16 protein-coding genes and 1 pseudogene are annotated in these 19060 nt (G+C 71.1%); 13 read left to right on the top strand and 4 right to left on the bottom strand.

From position 1 onward, the window contains the following. The first annotated feature begins 23 nt into the window (after positions 1-23). Together ACFV2J_RS24620 and ACFV2J_RS24625 are read left to right on the top strand one after the other, a co-directional pair. Positions 24-3657, top strand: a pseudogene (locus tag ACFV2J_RS24620) (hydantoinase B/oxoprolinase family protein). Next, on the top strand, positions 3638-4243 hold the full coding sequence (locus ACFV2J_RS24625; protein ID WP_385084351.1) for an ATP/GTP-binding protein: 606 nt from the start codon (positions 3638-3640) through the stop codon (positions 4241-4243). The pseudogene ACFV2J_RS24620 and the gene ACFV2J_RS24625 overlap by 20 nt, the downstream one beginning before the upstream one ends. 169 nt (positions 4244-4412) lie before the next feature. Here the strand turns inward: ACFV2J_RS24625 and ACFV2J_RS24630 are convergent, their stop codons facing one another. Continuing rightward, positions 4413-4961: an SsgA family sporulation/cell division regulator gene (locus tag ACFV2J_RS24630; RefSeq protein ID WP_385440583.1), complete on the bottom strand. Its 549-nt coding sequence runs from the start codon at positions 4959-4961 to the stop codon at positions 4413-4415. 256 nt (positions 4962-5217) lie between these two features. Between ACFV2J_RS24630 and ACFV2J_RS24635 the strand changes: the two genes are divergently transcribed. Both ACFV2J_RS24635 and ACFV2J_RS24640 read left to right on the top strand, forming a co-directional pair. Continuing rightward, entirely contained in the window at positions 5218-6798 is a 1581-nt protein-coding gene (locus ACFV2J_RS24635) for an RDD family protein (protein ID WP_385440586.1), read from the top strand. A gap of 227 nt (positions 6799-7025) precedes the next feature. Next, complete coding sequence (locus ACFV2J_RS24640) at positions 7026-7817, top strand: RDD family protein (RefSeq protein ID WP_385092084.1); 792 nt, start codon at positions 7026-7028, stop codon at positions 7815-7817. A gap of 86 nt (positions 7818-7903) precedes the next feature. On the opposite strand, the gene ACFV2J_RS24645 is transcribed toward ACFV2J_RS24640, so the two are convergent. After that, positions 7904-8200: a hypothetical protein gene (locus ACFV2J_RS24645; RefSeq protein ID WP_385092081.1), complete on the bottom strand. Its 297-nt coding sequence runs from the start codon at positions 8198-8200 to the stop codon at positions 7904-7906. Positions 8201-8693: 493 nt separating this feature from the next. On the opposite strand from ACFV2J_RS24645, the gene ACFV2J_RS24650 reads away from it, so the two are divergent. After that, the gene (locus ACFV2J_RS24650) at positions 8694-11042 is read left to right on the top strand and encodes an immune inhibitor A domain-containing protein (RefSeq protein ID WP_385092078.1); all 2349 of its coding nucleotides are present in this window, start codon (positions 8694-8696) and stop codon (positions 11040-11042) included. A gap of 121 nt (positions 11043-11163) precedes the next feature. Beyond that, positions 11164-11505 carry a hypothetical protein gene (locus ACFV2J_RS24655; RefSeq protein WP_385092075.1) on the top strand — a complete coding sequence of 114 codons (342 nt, stop codon included), beginning with the start codon at positions 11164-11166 and terminating at the stop codon, positions 11503-11505. Positions 11506-11646: 141 nt separating this feature from the next. Here ACFV2J_RS24655 and ACFV2J_RS24660 read toward each other — a convergent pair whose 3' ends face one another. Next, positions 11647-12231, bottom strand: a complete 585-nt coding sequence (locus ACFV2J_RS24660; RefSeq protein ID WP_385092072.1) for an isochorismatase family protein — start codon at positions 12229-12231, stop codon at positions 11647-11649. A 353-nt stretch (positions 12232-12584) separates the two neighbouring features. Next, the gene (locus ACFV2J_RS24665) at positions 12585-13913 is read right to left on the bottom strand and encodes a nicotinate phosphoribosyltransferase (protein ID WP_385440592.1); all 1329 of its coding nucleotides are present in this window, start codon (positions 13911-13913) and stop codon (positions 12585-12587) included. 174 nt (positions 13914-14087) lie between these two features. Between ACFV2J_RS24665 and clpS the strand changes: the two genes are divergently transcribed. The 7 genes from clpS to ACFV2J_RS24700 all read left to right on the top strand — a co-directional run bounded on the left by clpS (position 14088) and on the right by ACFV2J_RS24700 (position 18962). Next, positions 14088-14405 (top strand): ATP-dependent Clp protease adapter ClpS, encoded by a 318-nt coding sequence (gene clpS / locus ACFV2J_RS24670; RefSeq protein ID WP_148008615.1) that lies wholly within the window; start codon positions 14088-14090, stop codon positions 14403-14405. 58 nt (positions 14406-14463) lie between these two features. Then, positions 14464-15069 carry a DUF2017 domain-containing protein gene (locus ACFV2J_RS24675; RefSeq protein ID WP_385092069.1) on the top strand — a complete coding sequence of 202 codons (606 nt, stop codon included), beginning with the start codon at positions 14464-14466 and terminating at the stop codon, positions 15067-15069. 323 nt (positions 15070-15392) lie between these two features. Continuing rightward, positions 15393-16853, top strand: coding sequence for an amino acid permease (locus ACFV2J_RS24680; RefSeq protein WP_385092067.1), 1461 nt, complete (start codon positions 15393-15395; stop codon positions 16851-16853). A gap of 109 nt (positions 16854-16962) precedes the next feature. After that, entirely contained in the window at positions 16963-17385 is a 423-nt protein-coding gene (locus ACFV2J_RS24685; RefSeq protein WP_385098000.1) for a Mov34/MPN/PAD-1 family protein, read from the top strand. Between the two features lie 79 nt (positions 17386-17464). Continuing rightward, positions 17465-17566 carry a putative leader peptide gene (locus ACFV2J_RS24690; RefSeq protein WP_385097996.1) on the top strand — a complete coding sequence of 34 codons (102 nt, stop codon included), beginning with the start codon at positions 17465-17467 and terminating at the stop codon, positions 17564-17566. Between the two features lie 149 nt (positions 17567-17715). After that, the gene (locus ACFV2J_RS24695) at positions 17716-17994 is read left to right on the top strand and encodes a MoaD/ThiS family protein (protein ID WP_385097993.1); all 279 of its coding nucleotides are present in this window, start codon (positions 17716-17718) and stop codon (positions 17992-17994) included. Positions 17995-18011: 17 nt separating this feature from the next. Continuing rightward, positions 18012-18962: a PLP-dependent cysteine synthase family protein gene (locus ACFV2J_RS24700; protein WP_385097991.1), complete on the top strand. Its 951-nt coding sequence runs from the start codon at positions 18012-18014 to the stop codon at positions 18960-18962. Positions 18963-19060 lie beyond the last annotated feature (98 nt).

Below are 19060 nucleotides of genomic sequence, written 5' to 3' on the forward strand. Positions count from 1 at the left end.
CTGGGCGGAAGCGGGGAGAACAAGTGACTGGCTGGCAGTTCTGGGTGGACCGGGGCGGCACCTTCACCGACATCGTCGCGCGGCGCCCGGACGGCCGACTCCTCACGCACAAACTGCTCTCCGACAACCCGGCCCGGTACACCGACGCCGCGGTGGCGGGCGTACGCGAACTCCTCGGTGCGGACGGCCGGGACACCCGGGACACACCCGTCGACGCCGTCCGTATGGGCACCACCGTCGCCACCAACGCCCTCCTGGAACGCAAGGGGGAGCGCACCCTTCTCGTCATCACCCGCGGCTTCGGGGACGCCCTGCGCATCGCCTACCAGAACCGCCCCCGCATCTTCGCCCGAGCCATCGAACTGCCCGAGCCGCTCTACGACCGCGTCGTCGAGGTCGACGAGCGGATCGCCGCCGACGGCACCGTCCTGCGCGCCCCCGACCTCGACGCCCTCGCCGCGCCCCTCCGGGAGGCGTACGACTCCGGTATCCGCGCGGTCGCGGTCGTCTGCATGCACAGTCACCTCCACCCCGCCCACGAGCAGGCCGTCGGCGAACTGGCGGCCGCGGTCGGATTCCCGCAGATCTCGCTCTCCAGCGAGGTCAGCCCGCTGATGAGGCTGGTCCCGCGAGGTGACACGGCGGTCGTGGACGCGTACCTGTCGCCGGTGCTGCGCCGCTACGTCCAGCAGGTCGCCGGTGAACTCCGGGGCGTGCGGCTGATGTTCATGCAGTCCAACGGAGGGCTCACCGAAGCCGGGCAGTTCCGCGGCAAGGACGCCATCCTTTCCGGGCCCGCGGGGGGCATCGTCGGCATGGCCCGGATGTCGCAGCTCGCCGGCTTCGACCGCGTCATCGGCTTCGACATGGGCGGCACCTCCACGGACGTCTCGCACTTCGCGGGCGAGTACGAACGCGTCTTCACCACGCGGATCGCCGGCGTCCGGCTGCGCGCGCCCATGCTGGACATCCACACCGTCGCCGCCGGAGGCGGCTCCGTGCTCCACTTCGACGGTTCCCGCTACCGCGTCGGCCCCGACTCGGCCGGCGCCGCTCCCGGCCCCGCCTCCTACCGCGGCGGCGGGCCGCTCACGGTCACCGACGCCAACGTGGCGCTCGGCCGCATCCAGTCCGCGCACTTCCCACGGGTGTTCGGCCCCGAGGGCGACCAGCCCCTCGACGACACGCTCGTCCGTGACCGCTTCGCCGCTCTCGCGCGGGAGATCCGCGAACGGACCGGCGACGACCGCACCCCCGAGCAGGTGGCCGAGGGATACCTGCAGATCGCCGTGGCCGACATCGCCAACGCCGTCAAGCGGATCTCGGTCCAGAAGGGGCACGACGTCACCCGCTACGCGCTCACCACCTTCGGCGGCGCCGGCGGCCAGCACGCGTGCCGGGTCGCCGACTCGCTCGGCATCCGCACGGTCCTCGTCCCGCCCATGGCCGGTGTCCTCTCCGCCCTCGGCATCGGGCTCGCCGACACCACGGCCATGCGCGAGCAGTCCGTGGAGGCGCCCCTGGAGGCCTCCGTCATGCCCGGTGTCCTCAAGACCGCGGACGATCTGGAGGGCGCGGCGCGCGCCGAACTCCTCGCCGAGGCCGTGCCGGAGGACCGCATCCGCGTCACCCGCCGCGCCCAGCTCCGCTACGACGGCACGGACACGGCCCTCACCGTCGAGCTGACGCGGCCCGACATCATGACCCGGGCCTTCGAAGAACTCCATCGCGCCACCTACTCCTTCACCCTCGATCGTCCGGTCGTCGTGGAAGCCCTGTCCGTGGAAGCCACCGGTCTCACCGAACCCCCCGATCTGTCCGCCCTCGTCACCTCTTCGTCCGCCCCCGGCACGCCGGAGACGGTCAGCCTCCACACGGGCGGCGTCTGGCGCGACGTGCCCCTGCACCGCCGCGAGCAACTGCCCCCCGGACACACCGTCACCGGACCCGCGATCATCACGGAGTCCAGCGCGACGACCGTCGTCGACGACGGCTGGCGGGCCGCGGCGACCGACCACGGGCATCTGGTCATGGAACGCGTGGCGGTCACGCAGAGTTCCGATCTGGGCACGGAAGCGGACCCGGTCCTCCTCGAGGTCTTCAACAACCTCTTCATGTCCATCGCCGAGCAGATGGGCGCCCGCCTGGAGTCCACCGCCCAGTCGGTCAACATCAAGGAGCGCCTCGACTTCTCCTGCGCCCTCTTCGATCCCGAGGGCAACCTGGTGGCCAACGCACCGCACATCCCCGTGCACCTGGGCTCCATGGGCACCAGCGTGCAGGAGGTCGTCCGACGGCGCGGCGACAGCATGCGGCCGGGGGACACGTACGCCGTCAACGACCCGTACCACGGTGGTACGCACCTGCCGGACGTCACCGTGATCACCCCCGTGTTCGACACGGAGGGTGACGGAATCCTCTTCTACGTCGCCTCACGCGGGCACCATGCCGAGATCGGCGGCATCGCGCCGGGTTCCATGCCCGCGAGCAGCCGCACCATCGACGAGGAGGGCATCCTCTTCGACAACTGGCTGCTCACCGAGAACGGCCGGTTCCGCGAGGCGGAGACGCTGGCCCTGCTCACCGAGGCGCCCTACCCCTCGCGAGACCCGGGGACCAACCTCGCCGACCTGCGCGCCCAGATCGCCGCCAACCAGAAGGGCGTCACCGAAGTCGCCCACATGATCGAGGACTTCGGGATCGACGTCGTCCAGGCCTATATGCGCCATGTGCAGGACAATGCCGAGGAAGCCGTGCGACGCGTCATCGACGCCTTGGAGGACGGCGAGTTCGCCTACGAGACCGACTCGGGCGCCGTCATCCGGGTCGGCGTGCGGGTGGACCGCCGCAAGCGCTCCGCGACCATCGACTTCACGGGTACGTCCGCGCAGCTCACCACCAACTTCAACGCGCCCTTCTCGGTGGTCGACGCCGCGGTCCTCTACGTCTTCCGCACCCTGGTCGACGACGACATCCCCCTCAACCAGGGCTGCCTGCGCCCGCTGGACATCGTGGTGCCGGCCGGCTCGATGCTCGCCCCCGAACCACCGGCCGCCGTCGTCGCCGGCAACGTGGAGACCTCCCAGGCGATCACCGGAGCGCTCTACGGAGCCCTGGGCGTACAGGCCGAGGGCTCAGGCACGATGAACAACGTCACGTTCGGCAATGAGCGCCACCAGTACTACGAGACCGTGGCCTCCGGATCGGGCGCCGGTGACGGCTTCCCCGGCGCGTCCGTCGTGCAGACCCACATGACCAACTCGCGGCTCACCGACCCCGAGGTGCTGGAATGGCGGCTGCCGGTCCGGCTCGACGAGTTCACCGTCCGGCACGGCAGCGGGGGCCGGGGACGCTGGAACGGCGGGGACGGTGCCGTACGCCGGATCCGCTTCCTCGAACCGATGACCGTCTCCACGCTCTCCCAGCACCGCCGGAAGCCGCCCTACGGCATGGCCGGCGGCGGCCCGGGGGCACTCGGCGCGGGCCGGGTGGAGCGCGCCGACGGCACGGTCACCGAACTTGGCGGAAGTGCTACGACGGATGTCGGCCCCGGCGACGTACTCGTCATCGAAACCCCGGGCGGCGGAGGCTACGGCCCACCGCCGCACGACCCCCCATCAAGCAGGAGTAGAGATCGATGATCTTCGGGCGTACTGAGCGCGGCAAACCTCCGGTCGAGCCCGTCACGCTCAAGATCCTGGTGGCCGGCGGCTTCGGGGTGGGCAAGACGACCCTGGTCGGCGCGGTCAGCGAGATCAAACCGCTGCGCACCGAGGAGGTGCTCACCGAGGCGGGCCGGCCCGTGGACGACACCAGCGGTGTGGAGGGCAAGCACACCACCACCGTCGCCATGGACTTCGGCCGCATCACCCTCCGCGAGGATCTGGTGCTGTACCTCTTCGGGACGCCCGGACAGGACCGCTTCTGGTTCCTGTGGGACGAACTGGCCACCGGTGCCCTCGGCGCGATCGTGCTCGCCGACACCCGCCGCCTGGAGGACTGTTTCGCCGCCGTCGACTACTTCGAGCGGCGCTCCATACCGTTCGTGATGGGTGTCAACTGCTTCGAAGGAGAGGCCCGCCACCCGGTCGAGGACGTGCGTCAGGCCCTCGACCTCGACGAGGACGTGCCGCTCGTCCTGTGCGACGCACGGGACCGGGAGTCGGCCAAGGAGGTCCTCATCGAGGTGGTCCAGCACGCGCTGGCCACCGCGGCAGGCCGACGCGAACCGGTCACGACCTGACCGGGCCCCTTGGGCGGCACCGTGGATGCGGCCCGTACCCCCGCCGACCGGGGTACGGGCCGCGGTCCCGGCCCCGGCCGGGCGCCGCCCGCCGGGCCCCCGGGCGGGGCGGGCGGGGGCCGGCCCGGCCCCCCGCGCCGGGCGGGCGCGCCGCCGTGCCCGCGGCCGTTCACTCCCCGTCCTCCGACCCGTCCGACGGCCACGGGTCGCGCAGCCACAACTCGTCGGGCGACGGGGACCCCGGCTGGTCGTGGACGTCCCCGCGCTCACGCGAGGCCGAACACGGCGGAGAGGCCGAGAGTCTGGGGGAGGGCGCGAGCAGCTCGGCGAGGCCGTCGTCGATGCCGAGCTGCTCGCCCTCGGACCCCGGCGGAACCGCCCGCAGGGTGCGCTCCAGCCAGGCGGACACCTGCGCGGCCGGCGCCTCCAGCAGCGCGTCGCCGTCGGGCGAGGTGAGCGCCATCAGCACGACACCGCGCCCTGCGACCTTCGTCGGCCACACCCGTACATCGCCGTGCCCGCACGGCCGGAACACCCCCTCGACGAGCAGTTCGCGGGCGAAGGTCCAGCTGACCGGATGGTCCGAGCCGATGTGGAAGGTGATGTGGACGGCGTACGGGTCGTCGGAGCGGTAGCCGAGCCGGGCCGGTACGGGGATGCTGCGCTCGGGGGACAGGACGAGGCGCAGTTCGAGTTCGCGTTCCACCACGGTGTGCATGTCGGTGCGCTTCCCTTCGTCTACGGGCCTCCAGGGCGGGTCCGTACGAGTGGAGAGCGCGGCGGCGCGGAACCATTACGCGGGTTCGGAGAAATCTTTTGGCGGGGCTGCCGGGGCCGGCCGTGCCGGCGGTGATCGGAAGTGGCGGATCCTTGCCCGAAAGAGGTGGGTACCGCGGGAGCGCCGCTGACGGGGGCGTCGGTCTGATAGATGTGGAGCCCCCAAAAGACCCCCGAGCAGATACGGGACGACGGACATGAGCGCCCCAACCCCGGCCCCCGGTGACGACAGGCCCCGCGAAGGGTATTACCCGGACCCCTCCATTCCTGGATATGTCCGGTACTGGAACGGTGCTGCCTGGGTGCCGGGTACGAGCCGTCCCGCGCCGTCCGACGGCGCGCCGCTCTCGCCGCCGCCCGGCACGCGCCCGGCGGCTCCCGTACCCGCTCCGGCACCGGCGCCCGCCGAGGAGACGGGACCTCACTTCTTCGACGAGGACCCCGGGCCGGCCGCCGAGCCGCGGCGGGTGACCCCGGCCGAGGCGCAGCACGGCAGCAGGCCCGAGCCCGCGACCGCGTGGGGCGCCGACCGCTCGCGCCAGTCCGGCTTCGGCGGCGAGCAGGACCGCCGGGTCTCCTGGGGGGCACCGCAGGGTGCCGACCCGCGTCTGCCGCGCGCGGCGGAGCCCGCCGAAGGGGCCAGGCCGCCCGGCGGCGAGACCCCGCACACGGACGGCACGGCGACGCTCGGGCCCGCGGAACCGGCGGGCGGCTCGGAGCCCCCGGTGCCCGACGGCACCTTCGTCTTCCGCCGCAGGCCCGCGCCGGATCCCGCCACGGGGGCGGCGGACGCCGGTACGGCCGCGGCGAGCGGCGCGCGGTTCGCCGGCCCGGGACAGCCGGCGGCCCCGGGACCGTCCGCGGCACCCGGCACCCCGGGCACCCAGGACCCCGTCCCCTCCGAGGGCACCATGACCTTCCGCGCGCGCTCCCCGCGCACGGGGGAGCAGGGCGGGGCGCGCGGCGGGAGCACGGCCCCGGCGGCCGGCGCACCGGGGGCGACCACGTCCGAGGACGGGCCGGCGGGGGCCGGCGGCGGCTTCGGCGCCGGGCAGGCCGCCGCCCAGGCGGCGAAGGGTGCCGCGGCCCAGCAGCCGCAGGCCCCGGCCGTCCCCCAGCAGTCCACCGGCCCGGCCGCCACGCCGCTGTCGAGCGGTGCCGGTGGCGGACAGCCCTCCTGGGCCCAGCAGGTGCACCGGCTGGCGGGCGACGAGGGGCCCGTCGGGCCCTTCAAGCCGCCGGTCGACGACGTGTTCCAGGCCGCCGCCCGCCGCCACTCCGCGGCACGGCCCGCGGCCCTGGGCAGACGGCTGGTGGCCCGGATCGTGGACACCGCGGTGCTGGCCACCGTCACCGCCGTGGCCGCCGTGCCGTTGGGCACCAAGGCGATCGACCACATCAACGGGAAGATCGACGCGGCCAAGCAGTCCGGCCGGACCGTGACGGTCTGGCTGCTCGACGGCACGACCGCGGGCTACCTGGGCGTCTGCCTCGCCGTCCTGCTCCTGTTCGGCGTGGTCTACGACGCGGTGCCCACCGCCCGGTGGGGCCGCACCCTCGGCAAGAGGCTGTGCGGCATCGAGGTCCGGGACATCGAGGGCCACGAACCCCCGTCCTTCGGCCCGGCGTTGCGCCGCTGGCTCGTCTACAGCGTGCCCGGCGTCCTGGGCATCGGTGTCGTGGGCGTCCTGTGGTGTCTGTTCGACAGGCCCTGGCGGCAGTGCTGGCACGACAAGGCGGCCCACACCTTCGTGGCCGCGCGGCCACCCTCCGCCTGAGGTCCGTCCCGTGCTCCCCGGCGGGCGCACGACGACGGTCACCGCACTCCACCAGGCTCCTCGGGCAGGGGGACCCCGCGCCGCGTCCGACGCCGCGCGGGCTCGCCAGGGGATGACGGGACCGCCCTCAGGGCGTGTTGGCCGGCCGCCCGGCCGCCGGGCTCCGCGGTCCCCCGGACGGCCGCCCGCGGGATGCGGAGCCGGGGGGTTCGCGGTCGACTCGGGCCATGAGCAGCGAACCGCCGCCCCCCGGCTCCGGCCAGCCACCGGAGGAAGACCCGTTCAAGAAGCAGCCCCCGCCGGCTGAGGGCGGCGGCTCCGCGAACGGCGGCACCTCGTCCCCGCCGCCCTCGGGATCGCCGTACGACTCCCCGCACGACAACGGGACACCGCCGTACGGGAGTCAGCCCCCGCCGTACGGCGGTCAGCAGCCCCCGCCCCCCGGCGGCGGCCCCCAGGGTCCGGGCGGCGGCGGTCCGTACGGCTCCGGCGGCGGAAGCCCGTACGGTCCGGGTGGCGGTGGCGACCCCTACGGTCCGGGCGGCCCCTACGGCGGTGACCCGCTGGAGGGCATGCCGCCGCTCGCCGACAGCGGCAAACGCGTGCTGGCGAGGATCCTCGACATGATCGTCGTGGGCATCGTGGTGTGGCTGCTGTCCTGGGCGTTCGGCGTCACCGAGTACAACGTGAACGCGGAGCGGGTCGAGTACGGCAAGGGCCTCGGGCAGTCCGTGATCGCCGCGGTGCTCTACACCGGCTACGACACCTTTCTGATCCGCAGGTCGGGACAGACCCTCGGCATGAAGCTGTTCAACATGCGGGTGGCCGACCTGGACAACGGAGCCACACCCTCCACGCAGACCTCGCTGATCCGCGCGCTGGTGCTGTGGATCCCGTTCGCGTTCTGCTGCGCGTGCATCTGGACCGCGATCGCGGGCGGCTGGAGCTTCTTCGACAAGCCCTACAAGCAGGGGCTGCACGACAAGGCGGCCAAGACGGTGGTGGTGGCCACCGGCTGACACACGCGATCAGCCGCACTCCACGAGGAGACGGCTGACCGGGACGGCGGGTCCGCGCTTCGTGGGCCCGCCGGACGTGCGTGGGGTCACGGACCCGCCGGTTCGTGAACGGGCTCGGACGACAGGGAGACGGACGCGGCGACGGACGCGGTCTCGCGTCGCACCGGGACCCGCGCCGGAACGGCGGGAGCCGCGGCGGCCGACGGTGCGCGCTTCGGCAGCGGAACCGTTACGGCGACGAGCAGTCCGAGAGCGAGTGCCGAGAGGGTGATCACCGCGATCCCCAGGCCCGAACTCGTCTGAGACAGCAGCAGCATGGCGAGCGTCGAGAAGATCACGGTGCAGGAACCGTAGGCGAGCTGTGCGGCGGTCGGACGAGGCATGGCGATTCCTCGGGGTGGGGGTACTCCCCCCGTGCCTCTCGAGATGGGGGAGGATGCGGACAACAACGGGGGTGGAGCTGCGAACTCGGGTGGAACGGCGAACTCGGGTGGAGCGGCGAATCGCGGGGCGACAACGCTGTCGGTCGTCGATCCGTGGACATTTCAACGTTGCGCCCATCGACTCTATTCGCCTGCATGCCCGACTGGAACGCCCGGTAAGCGTGACCTAACCCACGGTGCCGGTGCACAGGGGGCGCACGGAGTCACCGCGTCCATCAAGTGGACGTGCGGACGCGCCCGTTGGGCGCGCTTCGGGGGTTCGGATACCGGACGGGTGGCGCTACATAGTGCAGTTGACTTGTGCAAGTCAAGATCTGTCTTTTCTTTGGTAACTCCGGTCGAATGTCGTCACTTGACACGCGTATACGCGCGCGGAGCTCCATGACACCGGGATCCCCCCATCCGCGCGGACGGACGCGGGGGAGGATTTCAAGTGACCAGCAGACCATGGACGTTCAGAGCAGCCGCGGTGGGCGTCGCCCTCGCGGCGGCCACCGCCACGTTCTCGACGTTCGCCGTCGCGCAGGCCGACGGTGCGTCGTCGTCGGCGACCGTGGAGCGCCACGATCCGCAGCCGGCCCGGAACAAGGTCGACCACGACCTCGACGGCCCGCTCAGCAAGACCCAGGACGCACAGCGCAAAGAAGCCCTGGATCAGGTCATATCCGGCGACGCCAAGGTGCAGGACCGCAACGGTTCGCGCGTCGTCCAGCTCAAGGGCAAGAACAAGGGCAAGAGCAAGTACGTCGAGCTCGGCCGGGAGAAGACCGACCGGATCTTCACGATCCTCGTCGAGTTCGGCGACCAGGTCGACAGCCGTTACGGCGGCACCGCCGGCCCGCTGCACAACCGGATAGCCGCGCCGGACCGTGCCAAGGACAACAGCACGGCCTGGCAGGCGGACTACAACCAGAAGCACTTCCAGGACCTCTACTTCGGCACCGGCAAGAACACCGAGTCGCTGAAGAAGTACTACGAGAAGGAGTCCTCGGGCCGTTACTCGGTCGACGGCGAGGTCACCGACTGGGTCAAGGTCCCCTACAACGAGGCCCGTTACGGCTCCAACAAGGCGTCCACGGGCGCCTGGTACGCGGTCCAGGACGGCGTCACCGCGTGGGTCGCCGACCAGAAGGCGGCCGGCAAGTCCGACGCCGCCATCAAGGCGGACCTCGCCCAGTACGACCAGTGGGACCGTTACGACTACGACGGTGACGGCAACTTCAACGAGCCCGACGGCTACATCGACCACTTCCAGATCGTGCACGCCGGTGAGGACGAGTCCGCGGGCGGCGGCGCGCAGGGCGAGGACGCGATCTGGGCCCACCGCTGGTATGCGTTCGGCACCGACGCCGGTGCGACCGGCCCGGTCGGCAACAAGCTCGGCGGTGCCGCGATCGGCGACACCGGCATCTGGGTCGGCGACTACACCATCCAGCCGGAGAACGGCGGACTCGGCGTCTACGCCCACGAGTACGGCCACGACCTCGGCCTCCCGGACGAGTACGACACGTCCGGCGGCGGCGAGAACGGCACCGGTTTCTGGACGCTGATGTCGGCCGGTTCCTGGCTCGGCACCGGCAAGAACGCCATCGGTGACCTGCCCGGCGACATGAACGCCTGGGACAAGCTTCAGCTCGGCTGGCTCGACTACGACCGGGCCAAGGCCGGCGTGACGTCGGAGCACAAGCTGGGCGTCGCCGAGTACAACACCAAGAACCGGCAGGCCCTCGTGGTCTCGCTGCCCGACAAGGAAGTCACCACCACGGTCGTCACGCCCGCGCAGGGCGCCACCCAGTGGTGGAGCGGCAGCGGCAACGACCTCAAGAACACGCTGACCCGGTCGGTCGACCTCACCGGCAAGTCCGCGGCCACGCTGACGCTCGACGGCTGGTACGACATCGAGCAGGACTACGACTACCTCTACACCGAGGTGTCCACCGACGGCGGCGCCAACTGGACCGCCCTCGACGGCACGGTGGACGGCGCCGCGATCCCGCGCGACGGCAGCGGCAAGCCCGCGCTGACCGGCTCCGTGGACGCGTACAAGAAGCTGGCCTTCCCGCTCGACGCCTACGCCGGCAAGAAGATCGACCTGCGCTTCCGCTACCAGAGCGACGGTGGCGTGGCGTTGAAGGGCTTCACGGCCGACGAGATCACCGTGACCGCCGACGGCACGCCGCTCTTCTCCGACAACGCGGAGAGCGCGGACGCCGCGTGGACGGCGAACGGTTTCTCCCGGATCGGCGCGTCCTTCTCCGACGACTACGCGCAGTACTACATCGCGGAGAACCGCCAGTACGTCTCGTACGACAAGACCCTCCAGGTCGGCCCGTACAACTTCGGCTTCTCGACGACGCGTCCGGACTGGGTCGAGCACTACCCGTACCAGAACGGTCTGCTGATCTGGAAGTGGGACACCTCGCAGGCGGACAACAACACCAGCGCCCACCCGGGCGTGGGTCTGATCCTGCCGGTGGACGCGCACTCGAAGGCCCTGAAGTGGACCGACGGAACGATCCTCCGGAACAAGATCCAGACCTTCGACTCGACGTTCAGCACCTACCCGACGGACGCGCTCAAGCTCCACAACGCCGACGTCGCGCTGAAGATCAAGTCGCAGAAGGGGGTCTCCGTCTTCGATGACGGCCGGAACTCCTACTACGACTCGGCGAACCCCACGGGTGGTGTCAAGGTCACTGACACCAACACCAAGATCAGGATCGTCAAGGAGCCCAAGGACGGCTCGACGATCACGGTCCTCGTGGGCCGCTCGGCGAAGTAAGTGACGTTTTAGCAGGTCAGAGCATGATCGGCCGTGACCCCCTGGCGGGTTGCGGCCGATCGTGTTTAGGTGCGTCCTGTGGATTTCTTATTGACACCGGGACGCACTGGGGTGTGACTGCATGGCCGCAGGAGGTTTCTGCAAGCTGCCCAACGGCAGTGTGGTGGTGGCGCTGAACCTGCCGAGCCCGCCGGGCTCCGCGCTAGGCTGCGTGCGCTTCCTGGTGCTCGCCCAGAACCGGGCGCGCGCCCTGACCCGCCTGCGCAACCTGGGCCTGCGTGCCGTGTACCTCAAGGGCAACGGGGCGCCGCCCACCCCCGACGAGATCACGGCCGTGCTGCACCATCCCGACGGCCTGATATGGCGCACCGCCCCCGACAGCGGGGTCGCGTGCCCGGTCCCGTCCCAGGAGCTCTGGCACCCGATCAGAGCCCTCCTGAGACGCCCGGCCCCTCAGGCGTGAGACGCCCGCGGCCCCGCAGCAGTGAGACGCCCGGCCCCGCGGCAGCGAGGCGGGCGAACCCGCAGCAGTGAGACGGGCGGCCCCTCGGCAGTGAGGCGGGCGAACCCCGAAGAACATGGCGGGGCGGCCGGTGCCCGGTCCCTAGACGACCGGCTTGCCGGTCAGTTCGACGCCCGCTCCCCGCAGCTCCTCCAGTGCCCGCTCCGTGGTCGCCTCGGACACCCCGGCCGTGAGGTCGAGCAGCACCTGGGTACGGAAACCGCCCCGCACCGCGTCCAGGGCGGTGGCCCGCACGCAGTGGTCGGTGGCGATGCCCACCACGTCCACCTCGTCGATCTCGCGGGCCCGCAGCCAGTCGCCCAGCGACACCCCGTTCTCGTCCGCGCCCTCGAATCCGCTGTAGGCCGCCGCGTACGCGCCCTTGTCGAAGACGGCGTCGATCGCGCCGGAGGCGACCACCGGGGCGAAGTTCGGGTGGAACCCCACCCCCTCGGTGCCGGCCACGCAGTGCGCGGGCCAGGAGTGCACGTAGTCGGGGTTGTCGGCGAAGTGGCCGCCGGGGGCGATGTGCAGGTCACGGGTGGCGACGACATGCCGGTAGCCGGCGGGCGCCTGCCCGATCAGCTCCGTGATGGCGGCGGCCACGTCGGCGCCCCCGGCCACCGCGAGACTGCCTCCCTCGCAGAAGTCGTTCTGCACGTCTACGACGATCAAGGCGCGGCGCATGGTCGGTGTCCTTCGACTATGGGTTCGGTGGAGGGATGCGGGCCCGGCCTGTCGGGCCGGTCTGGGGGCTTCATGTGCGGCGCGGGAGGGGTTGGATCACTGCGGTCGGCCCCGACGGCCGTGCTCGTGCGTGCTGCCGTTGCATTCCCGCTGACCGCCCGTTCATTCGTGTTTGCCCGGGGGCGGCCGAAGAAGCCCGGTTACCGCCACGGCGTTGCCCGCGCACACCCCGGCGCACCCGGGCGTATCGGGCGGGTGCGGGGGCGGAACCGGACGCCGCCCCGTACGCACCGCCGCGCGGACGCCTTCTCGACGGACGCGTAGTCCTTCTCGGACGTACTGCGGGGGAGTCCTCAGACGTACTCCGTGGGAATCACGGCTTCCCCGCGCGACAGCTGGGTCGCCGAGAGCGGCAGCCGGGCCCGGGCTGCGGCATGCCGGTCGCGCGCCGCGTCGAGGGGCTCCCGGGAGACGACCTGACCGCCCTTGACCAGCTCGACCAGGAGCTGCTGGTCGACGAGGTCGGCGGGCACCGGCCCGGTGCCGAGCACCTCGGCCTCGGCGAACCCGCGCTCGTCGCGGCGCCGTGCGGCCCACTTGCGTCCGCCGACGGAGGTCTTGCCGCCGGTCGACTTCTTGGCCACGGGCTCCAGCGGGGCCTTCGGGTCCGCCGACTCGGCGCGGGCGACCAGCTTGTAGACCATCGAGCAGGTGGGATGCCCCGACCCCGTCACCAGCTGGGTGCCGACGCCGTACGCGTCCACCGGGGCGGCCGCCAGCGAGGCGATCGCGTACTCGTCCAGGTCCGAGGTCACGACGATCTTCGTCCCGGTCGCCCCCAGCTCGTCCAGCTGCTGCCGCACCCGGTGCGCGACCAGCAGCAGGTCCCCGGAGTCGATCCGTACCGCCCCGAGCTCCGGCCCGGCGATCTCGACGGCCGTCCGTACGGCCTCGGCGACGTCGTAGGTGTCCACGAGCAGCGTGGTGCCCCGGCCGAGCGAGTTCACCTGGGCCTGGAAGGCGTCCCGCTCGTGGTCGTGCAGGAGGGTGAAGGCGTGCGCGGAGGTCCCCACGGTCGGGATGCCGTAGCGGAAGCCGGCCGCCAGGTCGGAGGTGGTCGTGAAACCGCCCACGTACGCGGCGCGGGCGGCGGCGACCGCGGCCAGCTCGTGGGTGCGCCGGGCGCCCATCTCGATCAGCGGGCGTCCGCCGGCGGCGGAGGACATCCGGGAGGCGGCGGCCGCGATCGCCGAGTCGTGGTTGAGGATCGAGAGGATCACGGTCTCCAGGAGCACGCACTCCGCGAAGGACCCCTCGACCCGCAGGACGGGTGAGCCCGGGAAGTACACCTCGCCTTCGGGATAGCCCCAGACGTCCCCGCGGAAGCGGTACGAGGCGAGCCACTCCAGGGTCGGCTCGTCCACCACGGACTGCTCGCGCAGGAAGCCGAGGACGTCCGCGTCGAAGCGGAAGTTCTCGACGGCGTCGAGGACCCGCCCGGTGCCCGCCACGACGCCGTAGCGCCGGCCCTCGGGCAGCCGCCGGGTGAAGACCTCGAAGACCGAGCGCCGCTCGGCGGTCCCGGCGGCCAGCGCGGCCTGGAGCATCGTCAGCTCGTACTGGTCGGTGAAGAGCGCCGTCGAGGGCACGTCCACCGGCAGTCCGAGGTCCGCTGGATTCACTGTGCTCTCCTCGCACTCATCGCTCCGGTTCCCCCGGCACGGTGCCGTGGGGCCGGGGGCCGTCCCCCGGAATCGCCGCACAGCACGGGATCGTATCCCCATCTCGTCACTCTGACGATTTGTGGGTCCGGTTTGCGGGGCCCGTTTGTGCGGGCACCCCCCTGTGGTGGCAGCATGGGCCGTGTGACGGCTCCCGCACCCCTAGAGACCGAAAAGACCGAGTCGGCGGAGGAGGTCTTCGCCGTGCCCGAGCCGGACGTTCCCTGGGTCACGATCGTGCACAACGACCCGGTCAACCTGATGAGCTACGTGACGTATGTCTTCCAGACGTACTTCGGGTACACGAAGGACAAGGCCACCAAGCTCATGCTCGACGTCCACCACAAGGGCCGGGCGGTCGTCTCCAGCGGCACGCGCGAGGAGATGGAACGCGACGTGCAGGCGATGCACGGCTACGGTCTGTGGGCCACCCTTCAGCAGGACCGGAAGTAGCCGGACCACCGGAAAGCCCCGAAACCGCGAGCAGGACCGGAAGTAGCGAACTCACTCCATGCCAGGACACTTCGAACCGCTCCCCGACGGCGGCGCGGCCGTCGCGCTCGACGAGGTCGAGATCTCCATCATCCGCTCCCTCGCCGTGCAGCTCCTGGAGCTCATCGGTCCCGGCCCCGCGGAGGACGCCCCCGACGACCCGCTCGCGGAGCTGTTCGCGGAGGGGCCCAGCGAGCCGCCCTCCGACCCGGTGCTCAAGCGCCTCTTCCCGGACGCCTACAGCGGCCCCGACGTCGAGGCCTCCTCGCCGGAGCAGGCCGAGGAGCAGCGCGCCCACTCCTCCGAGTTCCGCCGCTTCACCGAGAACGATCTGCGCGCCGGCAAGCGTGAGAACGCCCTCGTGGTGATCCGCTGCCTCGACGCGCTCACCACGGCGGGCGACGGCGGCGCGGTCCTCAAGCTCTCCGTCCCGGAGTCCGAGTCGTGGCTGCGCGCGCTCAACGACCTGCGGCTGGCGATCGGCGCCCGGCTCGACGTCGTCGACGAGGAGGACACCGACCTCCTCTACCGCCTGCCCGACGAGGACCCGCGCAAGCCCATGGTGATGGCCTACCTCTGGCTCGGCGGCCTCCAGGAGACGCTCGTCGAGACCCTTATGTCCTGACCCCTCCACATATGGGCGTCCGCTCAGAGGACGCTCAAATCCGGATAACGATCGCGTCACCGTTGCGGCCTCCTATGGGAGGCCGTGTTCTTTTTGTCCGCTTCTCCCTGTGGTGTGCACAACACGCGCCGCCCGCCCCGTCCGTTGCGGTCGTGATAAATCTTCACGACCGCCCGACAGGACACCACCCACGTCCGGTCGGGTGCGCCACCGAGCCGGCGGATCGCCGGCCAGGCACACGCTCCATCAATCCGGGGGGATCGGAATCCGATCCGAAGCCAGGGGGACTGGCTCGGAACGGAATGGAGAAAGGCGCACCACGCATGACCTCACCGCAGGTCGACAGGACCGACGAGCCGTACGCAGAAGGCCGGACCGCAGCCGGCGACACCCCTGAAGAGGGGTACGAGCGCGGGCTCGGAAGCCGCCAGGTCCAGATGATCGCGATCGGCGGCGCCATCGGTGTCGGACTCTTCCTGGGTGCCGGGGCGAACATCGCCAAGGCCGGCCCCAGTCTCATCCTCATGTACGCCCTGGCCGGCGTGATCATCTTCTTCATCATGCGGGCGCTCGGCGAGCTGTTGCTCTACCGCCCGGTCTCGGGGTCCTTCGCGGAGTACTCCCGTGAGTTCCTCGGCCCGTTCTTCGGCTACTTCACCGGCTGGACGTACTGGCTGATGTGGGTGGTCACCGGCATGGCCGAGCTGACCGCCGCCGCGATCTACGTCCACTACTGGTTCCCGGCCGTCCCCCAATGGGTGACCGCACTGGTGTTCCTGGTGGTCCTCTTCGTGGCGAACCTGATCTCCGTGAAGCTCTTCGGCGAGATCGAGTTCTGGTTCTCGATGGTCAAGGTCACCGCGCTGATCGGCATGATCGTGATCGGCCTCGGCGTGCTCACCTTCGGCTTCAGCTCCGCCGGTGACACGGCCTCCGTCGCCAACCTCTGGCAGTTCGACGGCTTCTTCCCCAAGGGCATCGGCTCGTCCCTGATGACCCTCCAGGGCGTCATGTTCGCCTACCTCGCCGTCGAGCTCGTCGGCGTCACCGCCGGCGAGTCCGAGAACCCCGAGAAGACGCTCCCCAAGGCCATCAACACCCTCCCGTGGCGCATCGCCCTCTTCTACGTCGGCGCGCTCACGGTCATCCTCTGCGTCGTGAAGTGGACGGAGTTCGCCCCCGGCGTGAGCCCCTTCGTGGAAGCCTTCGCGAAGATCGGTATCCCGGCCGGCGCCGGCATCGTCAACTTCGTCGTGCTCACCGCCGCGCTGTCCTCCTGCAACTCCGGCATGTACTCCACGGGCCGCATGCTGCGCACCCTCGCCGACAACGGTGAGGCGCCGAAGGTCTTCAACAAGCTCTCCTCGACCAAGACCCCGGCCTTCGGCATCACGGTCTCCGTGCTCTTCATGGGCATCGGCGTGATCCTGAACTACGTCGTCCCGGAGAAGGCCTTCGGCTACGTCACCTCGGTGGCCACCGCGGCCGGCATCTGGACCTGGCTGATGATCCTGATCAGCCACATCCTCTACCGCCGCGCGGTCGACGCCGGACGCCTGCCCGCCTCGTCCTTCCCGGCCCCGGGCGGCGCGAAGTGCAGCTGGGTCGCGGTCGTGTTCCTGCTCTTCGTCACGGGACTGATCGCCTACGACGCCGACTCCCGCATCTGCCTCTACGTGATGGCCGTCTGGGCCGCCGCGCTGGCGGTGGGCTGGGCCGTCCTCAAGACCCGCAACCCGCAGGTCGCCGAGCGCCGCGAGCCCGCCTTCGAGAAGGCCGGCTGACCGGCCGCGGACGTCCGGCCCGCACGGGCCGCCGCTCGGACGTCCGGCATACGGGCCGCCCCGTACCACTCCTCGGTACGGGGCGGCCCCTCTGTCTATCCTGGCCGACATGCTGACCATCACTCAGGCCCTCGTCGACCAGATCGTCGCGCACGCGCGCCAGGACCACCCCGACGAGGCGTGCGGCGTCGTCGCCGGCCCGGTGGGCACGGACCGCCCCGAGCGCTTCCTCCCCATGCTCAACGCCGCCCGTTCGCCCACCTTCTACGAGTTCGACTCGGGCGACCTGCTGAAGCTCTACCGCGAGATGGACGACCGCGACGAGGAGCCGGTGATCATCTACCACTCCCACACGGCCACCGAGGCGTACCCCTCCCGCACCGACATCGCCTACGCCAACGAACCCGGCGCGCACTACGTCCTCGTCTCGACCGCGGACACCGACGATGCCGGACCCTTCCAGTTCCGTTCGTACCGGATCCTGGGGGGCGAGGTGACGGAGGAGGAGGTCAAGGTCGTCGAGACCTACTGATCTCACCTCTCGGCCCAAAAGTGTCCGGAATACGAGATCACACTCGGGGATACCGGGCGGGAATCGATACGATGAGCCCATGGTTTCCCAGGACGTGAGCGAGAAGACGCCGGGCACGCTGCTCGTGGCGCGGCTGCACGTCGATCTGTGCAGGCTGCAGAGCGCCATCTGTATGCGCTGATCCTGCCGCCGCCGTACGGCCGTGAGTCATCGGGGCACCACCCCGAGCGAAGCCGAGGGGCTCCGGGGATCCGCAACCGGCGTACCCCATGCTTGTCCGCGCTGCCGCGCGCCCACCGACCGACTTCCTTCCGACAGGAGCCCGAACCCATGGCCATCGAGGTCCGCATCCCCACCATCCTCCGTACCTACACCGACGGCGAGAAGGCCGTCGAGGGCGGCGGGGAGACCCTCGCCGAGCTCTTCGCCGACCTCGAGACCCGGCACACGGGCATCCAGGCACGCATCGTCGACGACGGCCAGCTGCGCCGCTTCGTCAACGTCTACCTGAACGACGAGGACGTCCGCTTCCTCGACGGCATCAACACCAAGCTCACCGACGGCGACAACGTCACCATCCTGCCGGCCGTGGCCGGCGGCATGGCCTGATCGGCCGCTGGTCACCCATGCGCTACGACTCCCCGCTCGCCGCGGTGGGCAACACCCCCCTGGTGCGCCTGCCGCGGCTCTCGCCGTCCGCGGACGTCCGTGTCTGGGCGAAGCTGGAGGACCGCAACCCGACCGGCTCGGTCAAGGACCGGCCCGCGCTGCACATGATCGAACAGGCGGAGAAGGACGGCCGTCTGACACCGGGCTGCACCATCCTGGAACCGACCTCGGGCAACACCGGCATCTCACTGGCGATGGCGGCGAAACTCAAGGGCTACCGCATGGTGTGCGTGATGCCCGAGAACACCTCGCAGGAACGGCGCGAGCTGCTCGGCATGTGGGGCGCGGAGATCATCCCCAGCCCGGCCGCCGGCGGCTCCAACACCGCCGTACGCGTCGCGAAGGAACTGTCGGCCGAGCACCCCGACTGGGTGATGCTGTACCAGTACGGGAACCCCGACAACGCGGGGGCGCACTACGCGACGACCGGGCCGGAGATCCTCGCCGACCTGCCCTCCGTCACCCACTTCGTGGCGGGCCTCGGCACCACCGGCACCCTGATGGGGGTCGGACGCTTCCTCCGGGAGAACAAGCCGGACGTGAAGATCGTCGCGGCGGAGCCGCGCTACGACGACCTGGTGTACGGGCTGCGCAACCTGGACGAGGGCTTCGTGCCCGAGCTGTACGACGCGTCCGTCCTGACCACCCGCTTCTCGGTCGGCTCCGCCGACGCGGTGACCCGTACCCGGGAACTGCTCCAGCAGGAGGGGATCTTCGCGGGGGTCTCCACCGGGGCGGCGCTGCACGCCGCGATCGGGGTCGGCCGCAAGGCGCTCGCCGCGGGTGAGAGCGCCGACATCGTCTTCGTCGTGGCCGACGGGGGCTGGAAGTATCTGTCGACGGGGGTCTACACCGCCGCGACGACGGAGGAGGCCATCGCCACGCTCCAGGGGCAGCTCTGGGCGTAGGGGTGCACCCGGCCCTTTTCCCGCCCCCGCCGCCCCTACCCGTCCCCTCCCCGGGGCTCCGCCCCGGACCCCGCCAGGGGCGCTGCGCCCCCTGGACC

Source organism: Streptomyces sp. NPDC059668 (assembly GCF_042734135.1).
In the GTDB taxonomy this organism is placed as follows: domain Bacteria; phylum Actinomycetota; class Actinomycetes; order Streptomycetales; family Streptomycetaceae; genus Streptomyces.